Origin of the sequence: Microbacterium sp. LCT-H2 (assembly GCF_001866135.1) — a bacterium.
Classification (GTDB): domain Bacteria; phylum Actinomycetota; class Actinomycetes; order Actinomycetales; family Microbacteriaceae; genus Microbacterium.
Map to the genome: position 1 here is coordinate 270,602 of NZ_MODW01000002.1, position 17,650 is coordinate 288,251.

The window sequence follows — 17,650 nt, forward strand, 5'->3', positions numbered from 1 at the left end:
ATCGATGACACCATCGCGCACCTTCGACCAGTCGTCGAAGCTCAAGAACGTCCTGTACGAGATCCGCGGAAACGCCCTCGTCGAGGCGGCGCGATTGGAGGCAGAGGGCCACCGGATCCTCAAGCTCAACACCGGCAATCCCGCGATCTTCGGCTTCGACGCCCCGCATCAGATCGTGCACGACATGCTCGCCGCGCTCCCCACAGCCCACGGGTACAGTGACAGCAAGGGCATCATCTCCGCCCGGCGTGCCGTGGTGAGCCGGTACGAGGAGATCGAGGGGTTCCCCCGTTTCGATCCCGATGACGTGTACCTCGGCAACGGCGTCTCCGAGCTGATCACCATGACCATGCAGGCGCTGCTGGACGAGGGGGACGAGGTCCTCATCCCCGCTCCCGACTACCCGCTCTGGACGGCCATGACGAGCCTCGCGGGCGGCACGCCCGTGCACTACCTCTGCGACGAGGAGCAGGGCTGGCAGCCCGACCTCGAGGACATCCGGTCGAAGATCACCCCGCAGACCAAGGCGCTCGTGATCATCAACCCGAACAACCCCACCGGGGTGGTCTATTCGCAACAGGTGCTGGAGGGCCTCGTGCAGATCGCGCGCGAGCACCAGCTCCTCATCCTCTCCGACGAGATCTACGACCGCATCCTCTTCGACGACGCGGTGCACATCCCGACGGCGACCCTGGCCCCCGACCTGCTCTGCCTCACGTTCAACGGGCTCTCCAAGACGTACCGCGTGGCCGGCTACCGCTCCGGCTGGATGGTCGTCACCGGGCCGCAGGACCACGCCAAGGGCTTCATCGAAGGCATCACGCTGCTGGCGTCGACGCGGCTCTGCCCGAACGTCCCGGCGCAGCACGCCGTGCAGGCGGCGCTGTCCGGCGTGCAGTCGATCGACGCCCTCATCGCACCGACCGGGCGGCTGCACGAGCAGCGCGACATCGCCTGGGAAGGTCTGGAGGCCATCCCCGGCGTGTCCTGCGTGAAGCCGCAGGGCGCCCTCTACGCGTTCCCCCGCCTCGACCCGGACGTGCATGAGATCCGCGACGACGCCAAGCTCGTCTACGACCTGCTGGTGTCCGAGCACATCCTGCTCGTGCAGGGGACGGGTTTCAACTGGCCGACGCCGGACCACCTGCGCCTGGTGACCCTGCCAGAGCCGCGAGTGCTGAGCGAAGCCGTCGAGCGCCTCGGGAACTTCCTGTCGAGCTATCGGCAGTAGTCTCCACGGAGACGGACGGGTCGAGGTCGGCCGCGAGCCGGCGCACGGCGGCCACCAGCGCCGACCGCGGCGCGACATCGGAGATCGGCCGGGCATGCAGGAGAGCCGCATCGACGGCACGGCGGTCCAGAGGGAGGAAGGCGATATCGGTGAGCCCGGCGAACCGCTCCAGCGTGCGTCGGATCTGACTGCGGGCGTCGAGGCCGAGCGGCCCGGGACGGACCTGGTTCACGACGACCGTCACCGGAGTCTGGCCGACCAGACGCCGCAGCTCTGCATGGTCCCGTAGGAAGCGGCTGATCCCCAGCGGGTCCGCCAGGGCCACGGCCACGACCCGGTCCGCCTCGCTCAACGTCGCGACGGTCGCGGCGTGTCGCCGCGGGCCGACCACGTCGTACATCGCCTCCTCGTCCGTGTCGACGGCGGCCGAGACGTCCACCACCGTCTCTTCCGCCCACCTCCGGCAGACCGACAACGTCGCCCGCATCCGCGCGTCGGAGAGCTCGGGCCAGCGGCTCGGCCGGTTGAGGCCCGCCAGCACGTCGACCTCGGTGCCGCCTGCCGCGAGCCGGGCGGACAGGCGGGTCAGCTCGGCCGGATCGAGCGCACCGGCCTCGGCACGACGGCAGGCTGCCGCGAGCCCGGGGCCGTCGTCGTCCATCCCGAGGAGCAGAGCCAGAGAGGGCGCCACGGTGTCGGCGTCGATCAGCGCCGTCCGGCGTCCGCGCCGCGCGAGTTCCACGGCGAGCTGAACGGCGATCGTGGAACGCCCTGGTGCTCCGTGCGAGCCCCAGATAGCCGTGAGGCGGGACGCCGCCGTCGGTGTGCCCGCGACAGGGGGCCGCACGTCGGTGGAGAGCGCTGCAGCGATCTCCCACCCCGGAGCATCCGCGCGCAGCGGCGGGGCGAGGCCCATCCGCAGGACCGCCCGACTGTCCGTGCCCCCGAGGGTGACGATGCGGACACCGGCGCGATCGCACGCCGAAAGGAGTTCGGGGGTCAGCACAGCCCTGGTCGCGGGGGCGACGACAGCCTCCACGTCCGGTTGCAGGCGGGCGATGATCGCGGAAGCGGACGCGGACGGAAGGCTGAGCGCTGAGACGCCCTCCCATTCGAGTTCGGCGACCAGCTCGTCGGCTCGAGGCTGGGTCACGGCGAGGAGGACGACGCTCACGACCCGGCTCCGACCGGGACGACCGAGAGCGCGGCGCCACCGGTGACCGCGGCGAGGACCGCAGCGACGTCGCTCCGATCGATCACGATCTCCAGCTCCGCCGCATTCTCCGCCAGCAGTCCCTCCGGCTCGAGGACAGCGCGGACGACGACGTCTCCCACGAGGATGCGGGGTTCATCGTACGAGCGTCCGTCGTCGCGCAGCGGTGCCTGCCAGATCTCCACCTCGGTTCCCGCTGCGACGTCCTCCGGGAGACCCACGCTGCTCTCGACGACGACCGTCGTCGTGCGACTGTCCGAGGCCGCCGTCGTCGCTGTCCTTGGCACCAGCTCGCCCTCCGTGAGCGTTCGGATGGCGACCTGTCCCGCAGGGAGCTGATCCGGCCGGAGGTACTCGTCGGTCGCCGCGCCGAGCGCCACATCGACCGTCTCGAGATCGGCGGCTCGGAGGACCTCCCCGCGAACGATCGTGCGTCGTGCCTGGAGCACCGGGACCGCCTGGTCCGACGAGGTGAGCACGAACCAGACGCCGGCGATCGATGCGAGGACGAGCACGATGCCCACCGCGAAGCGGGCATCGCCGCGGAAGCGACGAGGGGAGCGGGAGAGCGGGGCCATGGCGATATGGTCACAGAAGCAGGGGACCGGGCCGTCGAGTTATCCACAGGCTCGCGCCTGCCCGTACGGCGTCCGCCGTGGGCACCCAGAATGAGGGCATGACACCCCCGCACCCGCACACCCCCCGGTTCCTCGCGCCTGCGCAGGTGGCAGAGCTGCTGAGCATCGACGTGGACGAGGTCATCGCGCTCGTCCACGCCGGTCACCTTCGCGGCGCCCCCCTGGGCGCTCCCGCGCGCTGGCGCATCGAGGAGCCGAGCATCGAGGAGTACCTGGCCGCGCAGACGGAGGAGGCGCGCCGGATGGCCCTGTGGCGGCAGTCGCAGGCCGCGAGCTTCCCCGAGCTGTGGGGCTCCTCCGCGGCGCGGCACCGCTGAGCGTCAGAGCGTCGCCGTCCCCTGCACCCGGATCGCCGCCAGCGCCGTGTACGGCACCATCCTGAATCCTCGGACGGCGTCGGCCCGACGCGCTGCGCCGCTGTCGTGCTCGGCGAGGTCGAGATGATCGGCGGCGGCGCGATCGATGGTCCCGTGGAGGTCGTCCCCGACGAGGAGACGGAGGTGCACCGGGAGGCGACGACGCGCGAGGTCGCGGAGAGCGAACCCCAGCGACATCCGCTCGCGGAGCGTCAGCGCCCCCTGGCTCTCGTCGACGAGGCTGCTCAGCATCGCACCATGGTCGACGCTGAGCCCGAGGACCGATGTCATCGGGATCAGCAGCAGGGAGCTCGGCACGCGCGCGCCCTGGGGCACTCGGGAGACGGCGGCGAGCCAGTCCACTCCCAAGGACCGCAGCCCGACGGGGACGCGGGCCCCGTCGGCGAGGTGGAGCGTCGTGTCGGTGTGCTCGGCGCACAGATGCCGCAATCGTGCGCGCAGATCGAGCCGGGCGATGCGGAGCCGCTCGGACTCGGCGTCGCGGGCGGCGCGTTCCGCCTCCCACTCCGCGGCGAGCTGTCCTTCCAAGTCGTCGAAGAGGGATTCCCAGTGCACCCGACCGAGCGTAGGGGCCGGCGTCGCCTCGTCCGAGTTATCCACATCGCTGCCGAGACCGCACTCCTTTCGGCCCGTGGTGCGGTCGTCTACGGGTTGTCCACAGACCTGAGCCGGTGGCGCCCGCACCGCACCGGGATCGTGTTCTACTGACGGCTCGCCGACCCCGTGAAGGGAGATCGAGATGATGCTGGCCGAGTACTTCGGACCGCAGCCCACCCCGGCCGATGAGCTTCCGGACCCCGCACTCCTCGTGCGGAGCCTCACCCAGGGCGCGCTCGAGGCTCTGGCGGGGGTGCGGGAGGTGGATCAGCTCGCCCGGTGGTTCAGCGAGGAGGCCTACCGCAGCGTGGTCGTCCGGGCCAACCTCGCCGCCCGTGCGCGCAGCGCTCGTGGTGTCGCGCCGACCCGGCCCACCTTCGTCATCCGCACCGTGCGGGTGACCCACCCACGGGACGGCATCGTGGAGGCAGTCGTGGTGGTGGCGGGACCGGGGCGCACACGTGCCGTGGCCATCCGGCTCGAAGGGCTGGACCGACGGTGGCGCGCGACGTCGCTCGCCATCCTCTGAGGCGGGGGAGCCTAGGCTGGTGAGGTGTCAACCCTCAGTGATCTCGCCCAGGCCCAGGGCCTTCTGACCGACGACGACGTGGAGTGGCTGCACCGGCTCGCCGGTGACGGACAGCTCCTCGCTGACCTCGCCTCCGCCGACATCGTCCTGTGGATCCAGACGGACGACGGATCGTTCGTCGCCGTCGCGCACGCACGACCGAGCGGCGCGGCGACGCTCTTCTACCGTGACATCGTCGGGGAGCGGGTGCGTCCGCAGTGGCGCACTCAGGTGCAGGGCGCCTTCGAGTCGGCGGAGATCGTGGACTCCTCCTCGCCCGACTGGTTCGAGGAGACGCCGACCAGGGTCCGCGCCGTCCCGATCGTCATCGAGCGTCGGGGTGAGGATAAGGCTCCCCGCGTCATCGGCGTGGTCACCCGGCACACGAACCTCGGGGAGGTGCGTACGCCGTCGCGTCAGCAGATCACCTTCGACGAGTGTGCCAACGACCTGTTCCGCATGATCGCAGACGGCAGCTTCCCGGACCCGGCAGCACCGACGTCACCGCGCCGTGGCGCTCCACGGGCGTCGGACGGCCTGATCCGGATCGACGTGGACGGCATCACGACTTTCGCCAGCCCCAACGCCCTGTCCGCGTTCAATCGGATGGGTTTCGACGACGAGTTGGAGGGGGAGTCCCTGGCCGAGGTGACCACCCGGCTCGTGCCGCCCTCCCGGCAGGTCGACGAGTCGCTGCCCGTGGTGGTGACCGGACGGGCACCGTGGCGGACGGACATCGAGGCGCGTGGCGTGACGGTCTCGCTCCGTGCCATCCCTCTGAAGGATCACGGCACGCGCATCGGGGCCATCGTGCTCTGCCGCGACGTCTCGGAGCTGCGCCACCAGGAGCAGGAACTCATCACCAAGGACGCGACGATCCGGGAGATCCACCACCGCGTCAAGAACAACCTGCAGACCGTGGCCTCCCTGCTCCGGATCCAGGCGCGACGCACGCACTCCGACGAGGCGCGGGATGCTCTCACACAGGCCATGCGTCGTGTGGACGCGATCGCGGTCGTGCACGATACCCTCGCCCAGGGTCTGACGCAGAAGGTCGACTTCGACGAGGTCTTCCATCGCGTGCTCAAGCTCGTCGCCGAAGTGGCGTCGGCTCCCAACACGCGCGCCCGCACCCAGTCGACGGGACACTTCGGCGTGCTCCCGAGCGAGTACGCCACTCCGCTGGCCCTGGCCCTGACGGAGGTCGTGACCAACGCGGTGGAGCACGGCCTCGCCGGGCAGGAGGGTGTCGTGACCATCGACGCCAAGCGCACCGAGGACAATCTCCGCGTGACGGTCCGCGACACGGGCCACGGGCTTCCGGAGGGCCGGATCGGTCGGGGCCTGGGCACACAGATCATCCGCACCCTGATCCAGGGCGAGCTCGGTGGCACGATCGACTGGCGGGGGAGCGAGGGCGAGGGGACCGAGGTGGTCATCGACATCCCGCTGCGCTGGCTCGAGCGCTGACGCTCTACCGGAACATGCAGAAGCGGCCTGAGACGATGTCTCAGGCCGCTTCTGCGAATCTCAGGAAGCGCGGCGGGCGCGTGCGGCGCGACGCTTGAGCGCGCGGCGCTCGTCTTCGGACAGGCCGCCCCAGACGCCCGAGTCCTGGCTGGTCTCCAGGGCGTACTGCAGGCAGATCTCGGTGACCGTGCACGTCGCGCAGACGGTCTTGGCCTTCTCGATCTGATCGACGGCCGGGCCGGTGTTCCCGACGGGGAAGAACAGTTCGGGGTCGACGGTCAGGCAGGCGGCCTTGTCACGCCAGTCCATGGGGGCTCCTCGGTGTGGATTTCATGAGATGTCGCGATGCGACCTCTCGATTCGGGTGACGGTTCGGGTTCCGCTACCCTGTTGAGATACGGGCGGATGCCCGCTGATTGTGATGCGAACGCGAACGTTCGCCCCACGCCGCTGTGGGAGCACATGACTTTCTCTATTCTGTTACATGAATACCCTGAAATCAAGGGTTTTCTCGTCATTCGATCCCCGGGAGGACACCCGTGCGCGCACCGGGAATCGCCCGCGCCGCCGCCGCCGTCTTGGCGGTCGAAGCCGTCGCCCTGCTCGTGTTCGCCGCGATCGAGATGGCCGGCCTGGGGGCGGGGGACGCGGCGTCGCTGCCGACGGCCATCGCCCTCATCGTCCTGACGCTGATCGGCGCCGCGGCGCTCGCGGCTTTCGCGTTCGGCACCCGGGCCGGACGCTCCTGGGCGCGATCAGGCGGGGTGGTGTTCCAGGTCCTCGCGATCGCGCTGGCGCTCGGCGCTCTCACGCTGCCGCCCATACCGTGGGCCTTCGTGCTCGGACTCGGTATCCCGGCCGTCGCCGGACTGACGCTCCTCATCGCGAGCGCGCGCCGCGAGGGGACCCGACGCGAAGCGGACTGAGTCCGCGCCGTCCTGTCAGGCGTCGATGCCGAGCTGCTTGCGCAGCCGCGCGACGTGACCCGTGGCCTTCACGTTGTACTGCGCGCTGGTGATGACGCCGTCCTCGTCGAGGACGAACGTCGAGCGGATCACCCCTTCGACGAGCTTGCCGTAGTTCATCTTCTCGCCCCAGGCGCCGTACGACTCATGCACGGCGTGATCGGGGTCGCTGAGCAGCGGGAACGTGAGGCCGTCGCGGTCGCGGAAGGCGGCGAGCTTCGCCGGTTCGTCCCTCGAGACGCCGACGACCTGATACCCGGCGCCCTGGAGCGACGAGATGCTGTCGCGGAAGTCGCAGGCCTCGGTCGTGCACCCCGGGGTCATCGCCGCGGGGTAGAAGTACAGCACCGTCTTCGTGCCGCGGAGGTCGGCCAGGCGGACGGTGTTCCCGTCCTGGTCGAGCAGGGTGAAGTCGGGGGCGGCGGTTCCGGTTTCCAGGCGTTCGGTCACCGCCCCAGCCTATCGTCCGGGGGGCTGCTCCGCCTTGTCGGCGAAGGTCTGCAGGAGGCGCTGCAAGGAATCGAGGCGAGCGCGTCCGGTCTCGCTCAGCTCTCCGCGGTCCGCCGCTTCGATGAGGGCGCAGTCCGGGGCATCGGGCAGGTGGGTGCAGCCGCGCGGGCAGTCCTCCGCGATCACGGCGAGCTCGGTGAAGGCGGCGAGGATGTTCGCGGGGTCGACGTGCCCGAGGCCGAAGGAACGGACACCGGGGGTGTCGATGACCCAGCCGGTGCCGTCGGCGCCCTCGTAGCGCAGCGAGACGGTCGAAGAGGAGGTGTGGCGTCCGCGGCCGGTCACCTGGTTCACGTGTCCGGTGGCGCGGCCCGCGGTGGGCACCAGGGCGTTCACCAGCGTCGACTTGCCGACACCGGAGTGCCCGACGAAGACCGTCGAGTGGCCGACGAGCGCAGCGCCGATCTCGTCGATCGGCATCTCGTCCTTCGCGCTGGTGAAGACGCGGAGGTCGAGGCCGTCGAAGTGGGCGAGGAATGGCGCCGGGTCGGCGAGATCGGTCTTCGTCACGACGAGGAGGGGTCGGATGCCGGCGTCCAATGCGGCGACGAGGTAGCGGTCCACGAGACGGGCGCGGGGCTCGGGGTCGGCCGCCGCGACGACGACGAGCATCTGGTCCGCGTTGGCGACGATCACGCGCTCGACCTCGTCGGTGTCGTCGGCACTGCGACGGAGGAGCGAGGTGCGCTCGACGATTCCCACGATCCGGCCGAGCGTGCCCTCGTCTCCCGAGGTGTCGCCGACGACACGAGCCCGGTCGCCCGTCACGATCGGCGTGCGCCGCAGCTCCCGCGCGCGCGCCGCGGTGATCGTGCGCTCCTGCGGGGTGTCCTCGTCGAGGAGCACGGAGTACCGGCCCCGATCCACGCCGAGGACGCGGCCGATCTGCGCGTCCTCGTGCGCAGGACGGCGTTTGGTGCGCGGCCGGTTGGCCTTCGGGTTCGGACGCGTGCGGATGCTGCTCTCGTCGTAGTCCTCGAAGTCGTCCTCGAGGTCGTCGGCGTCGTTCAGCCAGCTCACCCGTCAGCCTCGCAGCATCCGCTCCCAGAGCATGGTGAACTCCGGGAGGGTCTTGGCGGTGGTGCCGATGTCATCGATCACGACATCCGGGACGCGGAGGCCGATCAGCGCGCCGGTCGTCGCCATCCGGTGGTCGTGGTGCGCGGCCCAGGTGCCGCCCCGGAGCGGGCCGGGAACGATGCGGATGCCGTCGGGGAGCTCCTCGGCGGTCCCGCCGAGCGCGCGCAGGTTCCCGACGAGCGCCGCGATCCGGTCGGTCTCGTGGAGACGGATGTGGCCGATGCCGCGGATGGTCGTGGGGCCCTCGGCGAAGGCCGCGAGACCGACGAGGGTCGGCGTCAGCTCGCTGGCGGCGGAGAGATCGAGATCCAGTCCGCGGATTCCGGATCCGGCCCGCACGGTGAGCACCCCGCCGTGCCGGCTGACGTGCGCACCCGCCGCCTGCAGGATCTCGGGGAGCAGCGCTCCGGGCTGGGTCGAGTGCGCCGGCCAGCCGGTGATCGCGACGGAGCCGCCGGCGACGAGGGCCGCGGCGAGGAACGGGGCGGCGTTGGAGAGATCCGGCTCGATCGGGATCTCCTTGGCGCGGGGGACTCCGGCCTCCACCAGCCACTCGCCGACCGCGGGGCGCTCGATCCGGATGCCGCGGCGGCTCAGCGCCTCGATGGTCATGTCGATGTGCGGCAGGCTGGGCAGGCGCTCGCCGGTGTGCACGAGGTGCAGACCGACGTCGAAGCGCGGGGCGGCGAGCAGCAGGCCGGACACGAACTGGCTGGAGGCCGACGCATCGATCTCCACGCGGCCACCGCGGATGTGGCCATGGCCGCGGATGGTGAATGGAAGGGCCCAGGTGCCCTCGTCGTCGATGTCGACGCCCAGGTCGCGCAGGGCGCTGATCAACCCGCCCATGGGGCGGTGCAGAGCCGTCTCGTGCGCGGTGAGATGGACATCCTGCTCGGCGAGGCCGGCCAGCGGCGCGATGAAGCGCATGACGGTCCCGGCCTGGCCGCAGTCGATCGTCGTGCCGCCGCGGAGCTTGCCGGGCGTGATCACGAGGTCGGGACCGAACTCGTGGCCGGCCTCGACCTCCTCGATACCGACGCCGAGCGCGCGGAGGGCCTCCACCATGCGCTGCGAGTCGTCCGAGTGGAGCGGGGCGATCAGGCGACCGGGGCCGTCCGCGATCGCTGCGATGAGGAGTTCGCGGTTCGTGAGGGACTTGGAGCCGGGGATCGTGAGCTCGGCGTGCACCGGGCCGTCGATCGTGGGCGCGGGGTAGGCGCCCTGCACTCGGGTGGGGGAATACCTTTTGGCGCTCATCGGTTCTCACCTTAGTAAACACAGCGCCGTCATCGTGAGAGGCGGCCTCGGTGCGAAGGGAAGAGGATGCCTGCGACGCTGGAACGCGAGGTGATCGACCTCAGCCGCCTAGACTGGCCGGTGATGGACGACACCGCAACCGCAGCCACCGTCGGCGACCCTCGGCGCGAGTTCGAGGAGCAGGCGCTCCCCTTCATGGACCAGCTGTACGCCGCCGCGATGCGTATGACGCGCAATCCCGCCGACGCTGCCGATCTCGTGCAGGAGACCTTCGTCAAGGCCTACGGCTCGTGGTCGACCTTCGCGCAGGGCACGAATCTCAAGGCGTGGCTGTACCGCATCCTCACCAACACGTACATCAACATCTACCGCAAGCGGCAGCGAGAGCCCTTCCAGGGCACCATCGACGAACTCGAGGACTGGCAGCTCGGCGGCGCGGAGTCGACGACGGCTTCGCACAGCCGGTCGGCGGAGGCGGAGGCCATCGACCGCATGCCGGCGTCGGTCGTGAAGGACGCGCTGCAGGCGGTTCCGGAGGACTTCCGGCTCGCGGTGTACCTCGCCGACGTCGAGGGCTTCGCGTACCAGGAGATCGCCGACATCATGAAGACCCCCATCGGCACCGTGATGAGCCGTCTGCACCGTGGCAGGCGGATGCTGCGGGAGCTGCTGGCCGACTACGCCGCGGAGCGGGGAATCGCCGCGGCTGACCCGAGGAGCAAGAAATGAGCGACTGCGGCTGCGACAAGGCCCGTCAGGATCTGGAGGAGTACCTCCGCAACGAGGTGTGCAAGACCGAGCACGCCGAGATCCGCGAGCATCTGGAGAACTGCCCGGCGTGCCGGGACGAGGCTCTGGTGGCGACGACCCTCACCGAGGTCATCGCCCGCGCCTGCAAGGAGACCGCTCCGGAGGAGCTGCGCGACCAGGTGTTCGCCCGGCTCCGCGAGGTCCAGGCCGCGCAGCACTGAGCGCCCCCGGGGCGCGGAGCGTCGGAGACCGCCCGTAGGCTGTGTGCATGGCCCTCATCGATGCGCGCGGGATCCCCGCTGACCAGACGTCCGTCGACCGCCTCGCGGGGGAGGGCCTCGAGTACCGGGTCCTCGATACGACGGATTCGACGCGCGTCGCCGCTTTCCAGCGGGCGATGGCCCGCGGGTTCCTCGGCGCCGACCCCTCGGAGGCGGCTCGTGAGGAGGGCGTGGGCACGCTGAGGAGCCGGCGCAACATCGGCGTCTACGAGCCCGACGCCCCGGCCGACCGCTTCCCGGTGGCGACCATCGACTCCTGGGTGACGCCGCTGACGATCCCCGGCGGCGAGATCGGCATGTGGGCGATCAGCGGCGTCACGGTGGCAGGCACGCATCGCCGCCGTGGCATCGCGCGGGCGCTGCTGGAGGGGGAGCTCCGTGCCGCCGTCGGGGCCGGCCTCCCGATCGCGGGGCTCACCGTATCCGAGGCCACGATCTACGGGCGCTACGGCTTCGGTTCCGCGGTCCCGGTGTCGCGGTTCACTGTCGACGTCCGCCGCGCCGGGTGGGCGGGTCCCGTTCCGGCGGGCCGCGTGGAGTACATCGAGCGGCAGGAGCTCGCCGACGCGCTGGCGGAGGTGCACGAGCGCGCCCGCACCGCGCGGTCGGGGCAGGTCCCGGGGTGGGCTGCCCGCTGGGCGGGCATCGGCGGGCTCTCGACCACCGACACCGACCGGGACCGGGTGCGCGGCGTCCGCTATCGCGACGAATCCGGTCAGGTGCGCGGCGTGATGGCCTTCCACCTCAGCGAGCGCGGAGGAACATTCCGGTTCGCGTTGCACGTGCGCCTGCTCGTCGGCGAGACGGCGGAGGCGACGGCTGCGCTGTGGCGGTTCGCGCTGCAGCACGACCTCGTCGATGAGGTGACCGCCGATCTCCGACCGCTCGACGACGCCCTGCCGTGGCTGGTCGCGGATCCGCGCGGCGTCACCCAGGAGGTGCACGACCACGGTTGGCTCCGCGTCCTGGACGTCCCGTCCGCGCTCACGGCCCGGACCTACGCCGCGCCGCTGGACGCGGTGCTCCGCATCGACGACGCGCTCGGTTTCGCCGCGGGCACCTGGCGCCTCCGTATCGACGCCGAGGGCCGGGCGCACGTCGACGATGCTCCGGGCGCCGAGGCCGACATCGTCCTCGACGTCTCCGCGCTCTCGTCGATCTACGCCGGCAGCATCCGTGTCGCCGCGCTGCACGGTGCGGGCCGGATCGTCGGCGCGCCCACGGACATCGAAGCCCTGGACCGTGCGTTCGTCGCCTTCCCGGCGCCGTCCCTCGACATCTGGTACTGACCGACGGACCGAGAAGGGCGCCCCGGCCGAAGCCGGGGCGCCCTTCGTCGTCGGAGAGGCGGTCAGCCCAGGGTGACCGCCGCGCGGATGAGCGTGGCCTGCTCGGTGGCGTGCACCTTGGACGAGCCCGTCGCCGGCGAGGCAGACGCCGGACGCGAGACCGGGCGGAAGGAGCGGTCGCCGGGGACGTCCGCGAAGGCCAGTGCCAGGAACGGCCAGGCTCCCTGGTTCTCCGGCTCCTCCTGCACCCACACGAGCTCGGCGTTCGGGTACGAGTCGGTGATCTTCTTCAGCTCTTCGATGGGCGTCGGGTAGAGCTGCTCCAGACGCACCAGGGCGATCTCCGGGTTCGGGTTCTTCTCCAGCTCGGCGCGGAGGTCCCAGTGCACCTTGCCGCTGTGCACGAGGACGCGCTTCACGGCGGAACGGTCGAGACCGCGGTCGTCGTCGAGGACCGGCTCGAAGCGGCCGCCGGTGAACGCCTCCACCGGGCTGGTCGCGCCGCGCAGGCGCAGCATCGCCTTCGGCGTGAACACGATCAGCGGCTTGCGCGGACGGGCGTAGGCCTGACGGCGCAGCAGGTGGAAGTGCGACGCCGGGGTCGACGGGCGCGCCACGATCATGTTGTCCTGGGCACACAGCTGCAGGAACCGCTCGATGCGTGCGGAGGAGTGGTCCGGCCCCTGACCCTCGTAGCCGTGGGGGAGCAGGAGTGTGACGCTGGACTGCTGACCCCACTTCTGCTCCGCGGCGGAGATGTACTCGTCGATGACCGACTGGGCGCCGTTGACGAAGTCGCCGAACTGCGCCTCCCACAGCACCAGGGCCTCGGGAGCCTCCACGGAGTAGCCGTACTCGAAGCCGAGCGCGGCGTACTCGCTGAGCAGCGAGTCGTAGACGAAGAAGCGGCCCTGCGCGTCGGACAGGTTCGACAGCGGCAGCCACTCCTGGCCGTTCGCACGGTCGTGGAGCGCGGCGTGCCGCTGCACGAACGTCCCGCGGCGCGAGTCCTGGCCGGCGAGGCGCACCGGGGTGCCCTCGACCAGGAGCGAGCCGAAGGCGAGCAGCTCGCCGAAGCCCCAGTCGATGTTCCCGTTGCGGCTCATGTCGAGGCGCTTCTCCAGCAGCTGCTGGATCTTCGGGTGCACCGTGAAGCCCTCGGGCTTGTTCACGAACGCGTCGCCGATGAGGCGGATGACCTCGGCCGGCACACCGGTGACCTCGGGGGCTCCGACCTGGTCCTCGACCTGCGGGGCCTCCTCCGGGGCGATCGGGGTCGCACCGGTCTCGGCGGCGTGCGTCTCGGCGAAGGCGATCTCCAGACGGTTCTGGAAGTCGGCCTTGGCCTCGTCGTACTCCTCCTCGGTGATGTCGCCGCGACCGACGAGAGACTCCGTGTAGAGGCGGCGGACGGAGCGCTTCGCCTGGATGAGGTCGGTCATCAGGGGCTGCGTCATCGACGGGTCGTCGCCCTCGTTGTGGCCGCGTCGGCGGTAGCAGACGAGGTCGATCACGACGTCGCGGTGGAAGCGCTCGCGGTACTCGAACGCGAGCTGCGCGACGTGGATGACGGCCTCGGGGTCGTCGCCGTTCACGTGGAAGACGGGCGCCTGGATCGTCTTGGCCACGTCGGTCGCGTAGACCGAGGTGCGGGCGTCGCTCGGCGTCGTGGTGAAGCCGACCTGGTTGTTGACGACCACGTGGATCGTGCCGCCGGTGCGGTAGCCGCGCAGCTGCGACATCTGCAGCGTCTCGACGACGACGCCCTGGCCGGCGAAGGCCGCGTCGCCGTGGACGAGGATCGGCAGCCAGGCGAAGGTCCCGATGGGCTTGCGGTCCTGCTTGGCGCGGACGATGCCCTCCAGCACGCCGTCGACCGTCTCCAGGTGGGAGGGGTTGGCCGCGAGATACACCGGCAGCGCCGAGCCGTCGTCGGCGACGAACGTGCCCTCGGTGCCCAGGTGGTACTTCACGTCGCCCGAGCCGCGCTGGTTGCCGGGGGTCTGCGTGCCCTCGAACTCGCGGAAGACCTGGCCGTACGTCTTGCCGGCGATGTTGGTCAGCACGTTCAGGCGGCCGCGGTGAGCCATGCCGATCGCGGCGCCCTCCAGCCCGGCCGTGGCCGCGCCCTGGAGGATCTCGTCGAGGAGCGGGATCAGCGACTCGCCGCCCTCGAGCGAGAAGCGCTTCTGGCCGACGAACTTCGTCTGCAGGAAGGTCTCGAAGGCCTCGGCCTCGTTGAGCTTGCGCAGCACGCGCAGCTGCTCGTCGTGGCCGGGCTTCTGGTACTTGACCTCCACCTTCTCCTGGAACCAGCGGCGCTGCTCCGGGTCCTGGATGTGCATGTACTCGATGCCGAGCGTGCGGCAGTACGAGTCGCGCAGCACACCGAGGATGTCGCGGAGCTTGGCGACGCGGCGTCCGCCGAACCCGCCGGTGACGAACTCGCGGTCGAGGTCCCAGAACGTCAGGCCGTGGCTCTCGATCTCCAGGTCGGGGTGCGAGCGCTGACGGTACTCGAGCGGGTCGATGTCGGCCATGAGGTGGCCGCGCACGCGGAAGGAGTTGATGAGCTCCTGCACCCGGGACTGCTTGTCCACGCGCTCGGCGAGGTCGACCGCGATGTCCGGGTTCCAGCGGATCGGCGCGTACGGGATGCGCAGCGCCGCGAAGATGTCGTCGTAGAAGCCGCGCTGGCCGATCAGCAGCTCGTGCACCTTCTTCAGGAACTCGCCCGAGCCGGCACCCTGGATGACGCGGTGGTCGTAGGTGCTCGTGAGCGTGATCGTCTTGCCGATCGCCAGCTCGTTGAGCGTCTTGTCGCTCGCGCCCTGGAACTCGGCCGGGTACTCGAGGGCGCCGGCGCCGATGATGCAGCCCTGGCCCTTCATGAGACGCGGGACCGAGTGCACCGTGCCGATGCCGCCCGGGTTGGTCAGCGAGACCGTCGTGCCCTGGAAGTCGGCGGCGGTGAGCTTGTTGGCGCGGGCGCGGGTGACGAGATCCTCATAGGCGGCGAGGTACTCGGTGAAGGTCATGGTGTCGGCGCGCTTGATGCTCGGGACCATGAGGGCCCGGGTGCCGTCCGGCTTGGGCAGGTCGATCGCGATGCCGAGGTTGACGTGCGCGGGGGCCACGACGGAGGGCTTGCCGTCGATCTCGGCGTAGAAGACGTTCTGGCTGCGGAACTCGTCGAGGGTGCGGATGAGGGCCCAGCCGATGAGGTGGGTGAAGCTGACCTTGCCGCCGCGGGTGCGGGCCATGTGGTTGTTGATGACGATGCGGTTGTCGATCATCAGCTTGGCCGGGACCGTGCGGACGCTCGTAGCGGTGGGGACGGTGAGCGATTCGTCCATGTTCGCGGCGAGGGTCTTCGGCAGACCGCGCAGCGGGGTGACCTTGTCCTCTTCGGACGGCGGCTGCGTCTCCGTGGACTCCTGCTTCGGCTTCGGCGCCTGGGCGGGGATCGGCGCGGCGGCCGCCGGCTTCGCCGTGGTGCGGGCGACGGGCTGTGCACCGATCACGGGGATGGGAGCGGTCACGGGGTGCGCCGGTGCCGTGGTCGCGGCGGGAGAGGCAGCGCCTCCGGCTGCGGTGGTCTCGGAGTGGTACTTCTCCAGAATGGGCCACCACTCCTTGTCGACGGAGTCGCGGTTCTCCTTGAACTGCTCGTAGAGCTCTTCGACGAGCCAGGAATTGGCTCCGAACCCCCCGTCGCCACCGACGCCGGTCACCTGGTTCGACACGCTCTATCGCCCTCTTTCATCGCTGAAGATCTCCGATGCGGACGCACGACGCAGGATGCGCTCGGGCCCGCACACTCTCGACCACCAAGCCTAACCTGTTTCGACCGCAGAGACGTCGAAGAGACCGACCCGTGCCGCGCCGATCTGGGTACCGTGGAGGCATGGAGTTCTCAGGTGCGCAGCCGACCGTCGATCTGACCTACTCGGACGTCTTCCTGGTGCCGCGCCGTTCGGCCGTCACCAGTCGCCTCCAGGTCGATCTCGCTCCGCACGACGGTACGCCGGCGACGCTGCCGCTCGTCGCCGCGAACATGAACTCGGTGACCGGGCCGAGGCTCGCGGCCGTGCTCGCGCGCCGCGGGGCGCTGGGCGTGCTGCCGCAGGACCTCCCGCTCCAGGAGCTCGACGCCGCGATCCGCGACGTGAAGGGTCAGCCGGTGCTCTGGGACACGCCGCTCGTGCTGCCCCCGGAGGCGACCGTCGCGGACGCCCTCCGCCTGCTCCCCGCTGCGGCGGGCCACGGGATCGTGGTGGGCTCCTGCGCGGCGCCGATCCCCGTCGACCGCATCGTCGGCGTGCTCCCGGCCACCCGTCTCGCGACCGCGCTGCCCGACGCGCAGCTCGGCGACCTCGTGCACCGGGGGACGCCGTCGATCGACGCGGACGACATCGGCTCCGAGCGGCATGCCTTCGACGTCATCACCGAGGCGGACGTCGAGATCGTCACCGTCGTCCACCACGGATACCTCGTCGGGACGCTGAGCGCCCGCAGCGCTCTGCGCGCCACGCTGTACCGGCCGGCCGTGGACGCCGACGGGCGCCTCGCCGTCGCCGCGGCGGTCGGCATCAACGGCGACGTCGGCGCCAAGGCGAAGGCGCTCGCGGCGGCCGGGGTGGACGTGCTCGTCGTGGACACCGCGCACGGCCACCAGGAGGGCATGCTCCGGGCGCTGCAGGAGGTCGCGTCCCTCGGACTCGGGCTCCCCATCGTCGCGGGGAACATCGTCACCGCGGACGGCGTGCGTGATCTCGTCGACGCGGGCGCCTCGATCCTCAAGGTCGGCGTCGGCCCCGGGGCGATGTGCACGACGCGGATGATGACGGCGGTGGGTCGTCCCCAGTTCTCCGCGGTGCTGGAGACCGCGCAGGCCGCCGCCGAGGCCGGAGCGCACGTCTGGGCCGACGGCGGGGTGCGCTACCCGCGGGACGTCGCGCTCGCGCTCGCGGCCGGTGCGGCCTCCGTCATGGTCGGCTCCTGGTTCGCCGGCACGATCGAGGCCCCGGGGGAGCTCCAGCGCGATGCGGACGGGCGTCTGTTCAAGGAGTCCTGGGGCATGGCCTCGACCAAGGCCGTGCAGGCGCGGTTCGGTCGGCTCGACGCCTACGAGCGGGCGCGCAAGGAGCTGTTCGCCGAGGGCATCTCCTCCTCCAAGATCTACCTCGACCCGCTGCGCCCGGGGATCGAGGACCTGCTCGACATGATCACGTCGGGCGTGCGGTCGTCCTTCACCTACGCCGGGGCCGCGACCGTGCCGGAGTTCCACGACCGCGCCCTCGTCGGACTGCAGTCGGCGGCGGGCTACGAGGAGGGCAAGGCGCTGCCGGTCAGTTGGTGATCACCCGCCGCGACCACAGTCCGCTTCTGTAGAATCGAGCGCACTATGGACGACCCTCC

Annotated in this window: 17 protein-coding genes; 9 read left to right on the plus strand and 8 right to left on the minus strand. The window is 70.7% G+C overall.

Annotation, left to right across the window (positions count from 1 at the left end):
• Nucleotides 1–4: 4 nt before the first annotated feature.
• Nucleotides 5–1,231: a pyridoxal phosphate-dependent aminotransferase gene (locus tag BK819_RS05695; protein ID WP_071328291.1), complete on the plus strand. Its 1,227-nt coding sequence runs from the start codon at nucleotides 5–7 to the stop codon at nucleotides 1,229–1,231.
• Here BK819_RS05695 and BK819_RS05700 read toward each other — a convergent pair.
• Nucleotides 1,122–2,405 (minus strand): P-loop NTPase, encoded by a 1,284-nt coding sequence (locus BK819_RS05700; protein WP_071328292.1) that lies wholly within the window; start codon nucleotides 2,403–2,405, stop codon nucleotides 1,122–1,124. The two genes, BK819_RS05695 and BK819_RS05700, sit on opposite strands and share 110 nt — an antisense overlap.
• Nucleotides 2,402–3,022: an SAF domain-containing protein gene (locus BK819_RS05705; RefSeq protein WP_071328293.1), complete on the minus strand. Its 621-nt coding sequence runs from the start codon at nucleotides 3,020–3,022 to the stop codon at nucleotides 2,402–2,404. The genes BK819_RS05700 and BK819_RS05705 overlap by 4 nt, the downstream gene beginning before the upstream one ends.
• A 98-nt stretch (nucleotides 3,023–3,120) precedes the next feature.
• Between BK819_RS05705 and BK819_RS05710 the strand changes: the two genes are divergently transcribed.
• Complete coding sequence (locus BK819_RS05710) at nucleotides 3,121–3,399, plus strand: helix-turn-helix domain-containing protein (RefSeq protein WP_060923181.1); 279 nt, start codon at nucleotides 3,121–3,123, stop codon at nucleotides 3,397–3,399.
• Nucleotides 3,400–3,402: 3 nt separating this feature from the next.
• On the opposite strand, the gene BK819_RS05715 is transcribed toward BK819_RS05710, so the two are convergent.
• Nucleotides 3,403–4,014 (minus strand): hypothetical protein, encoded by a 612-nt coding sequence (locus tag BK819_RS05715; RefSeq protein WP_071328732.1) that lies wholly within the window; start codon nucleotides 4,012–4,014, stop codon nucleotides 3,403–3,405.
• Nucleotides 4,015–4,198: 184 nt separating this feature from the next.
• On the opposite strand from BK819_RS05715, the gene BK819_RS05720 reads away from it, so the two are divergent.
• Together BK819_RS05720 and BK819_RS05725 are read left to right on the plus strand one after the other, a co-directional pair.
• On the plus strand, nucleotides 4,199–4,585 hold the full coding sequence (locus BK819_RS05720; RefSeq protein ID WP_071328294.1) for an Rv3235 family protein: 387 nt from the start codon (nucleotides 4,199–4,201) through the stop codon (nucleotides 4,583–4,585).
• Between the two features lie 24 nt (nucleotides 4,586–4,609).
• A complete protein-coding gene (locus BK819_RS05725) occupies nucleotides 4,610–6,094 on the plus strand; it encodes a sensor histidine kinase (RefSeq protein WP_071328295.1) in 1,485 nt (494 codons plus the stop codon).
• Nucleotides 6,095–6,154: 60 nt separating this feature from the next.
• Here the strand turns inward: BK819_RS05725 and BK819_RS05730 are convergent, their stop codons facing one another.
• Entirely contained in the window at nucleotides 6,155–6,403 is a 249-nt protein-coding gene (locus BK819_RS05730; RefSeq protein ID WP_017203224.1) for a WhiB family transcriptional regulator, read from the minus strand.
• A 230-nt stretch (nucleotides 6,404–6,633) separates the two neighbouring features.
• Here BK819_RS05730 and BK819_RS05735 point away from each other — a divergent pair, with 230 nt between their 5' ends.
• Nucleotides 6,634–7,020 (plus strand): hypothetical protein, encoded by a 387-nt coding sequence (locus tag BK819_RS05735; RefSeq protein ID WP_071328296.1) that lies wholly within the window; start codon nucleotides 6,634–6,636, stop codon nucleotides 7,018–7,020.
• 15 nt (nucleotides 7,021–7,035) lie between these two features.
• Here the strand turns inward: BK819_RS05735 and bcp are convergent, their stop codons facing one another.
• The 3 genes from bcp to aroA are packed head-to-tail and all read right to left on the minus strand — an operon-like array spanning nucleotide 7,036 to nucleotide 9,909.
• Nucleotides 7,036–7,509 (minus strand): thioredoxin-dependent thiol peroxidase, encoded by a 474-nt coding sequence (bcp, locus tag BK819_RS05740; protein WP_071328297.1) that lies wholly within the window; start codon nucleotides 7,507–7,509, stop codon nucleotides 7,036–7,038.
• Between the two features lie 9 nt (nucleotides 7,510–7,518).
• On the minus strand, nucleotides 7,519–8,589 hold the full coding sequence (gene rsgA / locus BK819_RS05745) for a ribosome small subunit-dependent GTPase A (protein ID WP_071328298.1): 1,071 nt from the start codon (nucleotides 8,587–8,589) through the stop codon (nucleotides 7,519–7,521).
• Nucleotides 8,590–8,592: 3 nt separating this feature from the next.
• Nucleotides 8,593–9,909: a 3-phosphoshikimate 1-carboxyvinyltransferase gene (aroA, locus tag BK819_RS05750; protein ID WP_071328299.1), complete on the minus strand. Its 1,317-nt coding sequence runs from the start codon at nucleotides 9,907–9,909 to the stop codon at nucleotides 8,593–8,595.
• Nucleotides 9,910–10,032: 123 nt separating this feature from the next.
• On the opposite strand from aroA, the gene BK819_RS05755 reads away from it, so the two are divergent.
• Genes BK819_RS05755 through BK819_RS05765 form a run of 3 tightly spaced genes read left to right on the plus strand, consistent with a single transcriptional unit; the run spans nucleotide 10,033 to nucleotide 12,229 of the window.
• Nucleotides 10,033–10,638: a sigma-70 family RNA polymerase sigma factor gene (locus BK819_RS05755; RefSeq protein WP_200839056.1), complete on the plus strand. Its 606-nt coding sequence runs from the start codon at nucleotides 10,033–10,035 to the stop codon at nucleotides 10,636–10,638.
• On the plus strand, nucleotides 10,635–10,880 hold the full coding sequence (locus BK819_RS05760) for a zf-HC2 domain-containing protein (protein ID WP_025103064.1): 246 nt from the start codon (nucleotides 10,635–10,637) through the stop codon (nucleotides 10,878–10,880). Before BK819_RS05755 ends, BK819_RS05760 begins: the two co-directional genes overlap by 4 nt.
• A gap of 47 nt (nucleotides 10,881–10,927) precedes the next feature.
• A complete protein-coding gene (locus BK819_RS05765; RefSeq protein WP_071328300.1) occupies nucleotides 10,928–12,229 on the plus strand; it encodes a GNAT family N-acetyltransferase in 1,302 nt (433 codons plus the stop codon).
• Nucleotides 12,230–12,291: 62 nt separating this feature from the next.
• Here the strand turns inward: BK819_RS05765 and BK819_RS05770 are convergent, their stop codons facing one another.
• Entirely contained in the window at nucleotides 12,292–15,975 is a 3,684-nt protein-coding gene (locus BK819_RS05770) for a multifunctional oxoglutarate decarboxylase/oxoglutarate dehydrogenase thiamine pyrophosphate-binding subunit/dihydrolipoyllysine-residue succinyltransferase subunit (protein ID WP_071328301.1), read from the minus strand.
• A 161-nt stretch (nucleotides 15,976–16,136) separates the two neighbouring features.
• Between BK819_RS05770 and BK819_RS05775 the strand changes: the two genes are divergently transcribed.
• Nucleotides 16,137–17,591 (plus strand): GuaB1 family IMP dehydrogenase-related protein, encoded by a 1,455-nt coding sequence (locus BK819_RS05775; RefSeq protein WP_071328302.1) that lies wholly within the window; start codon nucleotides 16,137–16,139, stop codon nucleotides 17,589–17,591.
• Nucleotides 17,592–17,650 lie beyond the last annotated feature (59 nt).

Bases quoted from the DNA above. Each gene is read 5' to 3' on its own strand.
- BK819_RS05755 (WP_200839056.1), top strand. From the start codon at position 10,033: ATGGACGACACCGCAACCGCAGCCACCGTCGGCGACCCTCGGCGCGAG.
- BK819_RS05775 (WP_071328302.1), top strand. From the start codon at position 16,137: ATGGAGTTCTCAGGTGCGCAGCCGACCGTCGATCTGACCTACTCGGAC.
- BK819_RS05760 (WP_025103064.1), top strand. From the start codon at position 10,635: ATGAGCGACTGCGGCTGCGACAAGGCCCGTCAGGATCTGGAGGAGTAC.
- BK819_RS05720 (WP_071328294.1), top strand. From the start codon at position 4,199: ATGATGCTGGCCGAGTACTTCGGACCGCAGCCCACCCCGGCCGATGAG.
- aroA (WP_071328299.1), bottom strand. From the start codon at position 9,909: ATGAGCGCCAAAAGGTATTCCCCCACCCGAGTGCAGGGCGCCTACCCC.
- BK819_RS05695 (WP_071328291.1), top strand. From the start codon at position 5: ATGACACCATCGCGCACCTTCGACCAGTCGTCGAAGCTCAAGAACGTC.
- BK819_RS05730 (WP_017203224.1), bottom strand. From the start codon at position 6,403: ATGGACTGGCGTGACAAGGCCGCCTGCCTGACCGTCGACCCCGAACTG.
- BK819_RS05765 (WP_071328300.1), top strand. From the start codon at position 10,928: ATGGCCCTCATCGATGCGCGCGGGATCCCCGCTGACCAGACGTCCGTC.
- BK819_RS05705 (WP_071328293.1), bottom strand. From the start codon at position 3,022: ATGGCCCCGCTCTCCCGCTCCCCTCGTCGCTTCCGCGGCGATGCCCGC.
- BK819_RS05710 (WP_060923181.1), top strand. From the start codon at position 3,121: ATGACACCCCCGCACCCGCACACCCCCCGGTTCCTCGCGCCTGCGCAG.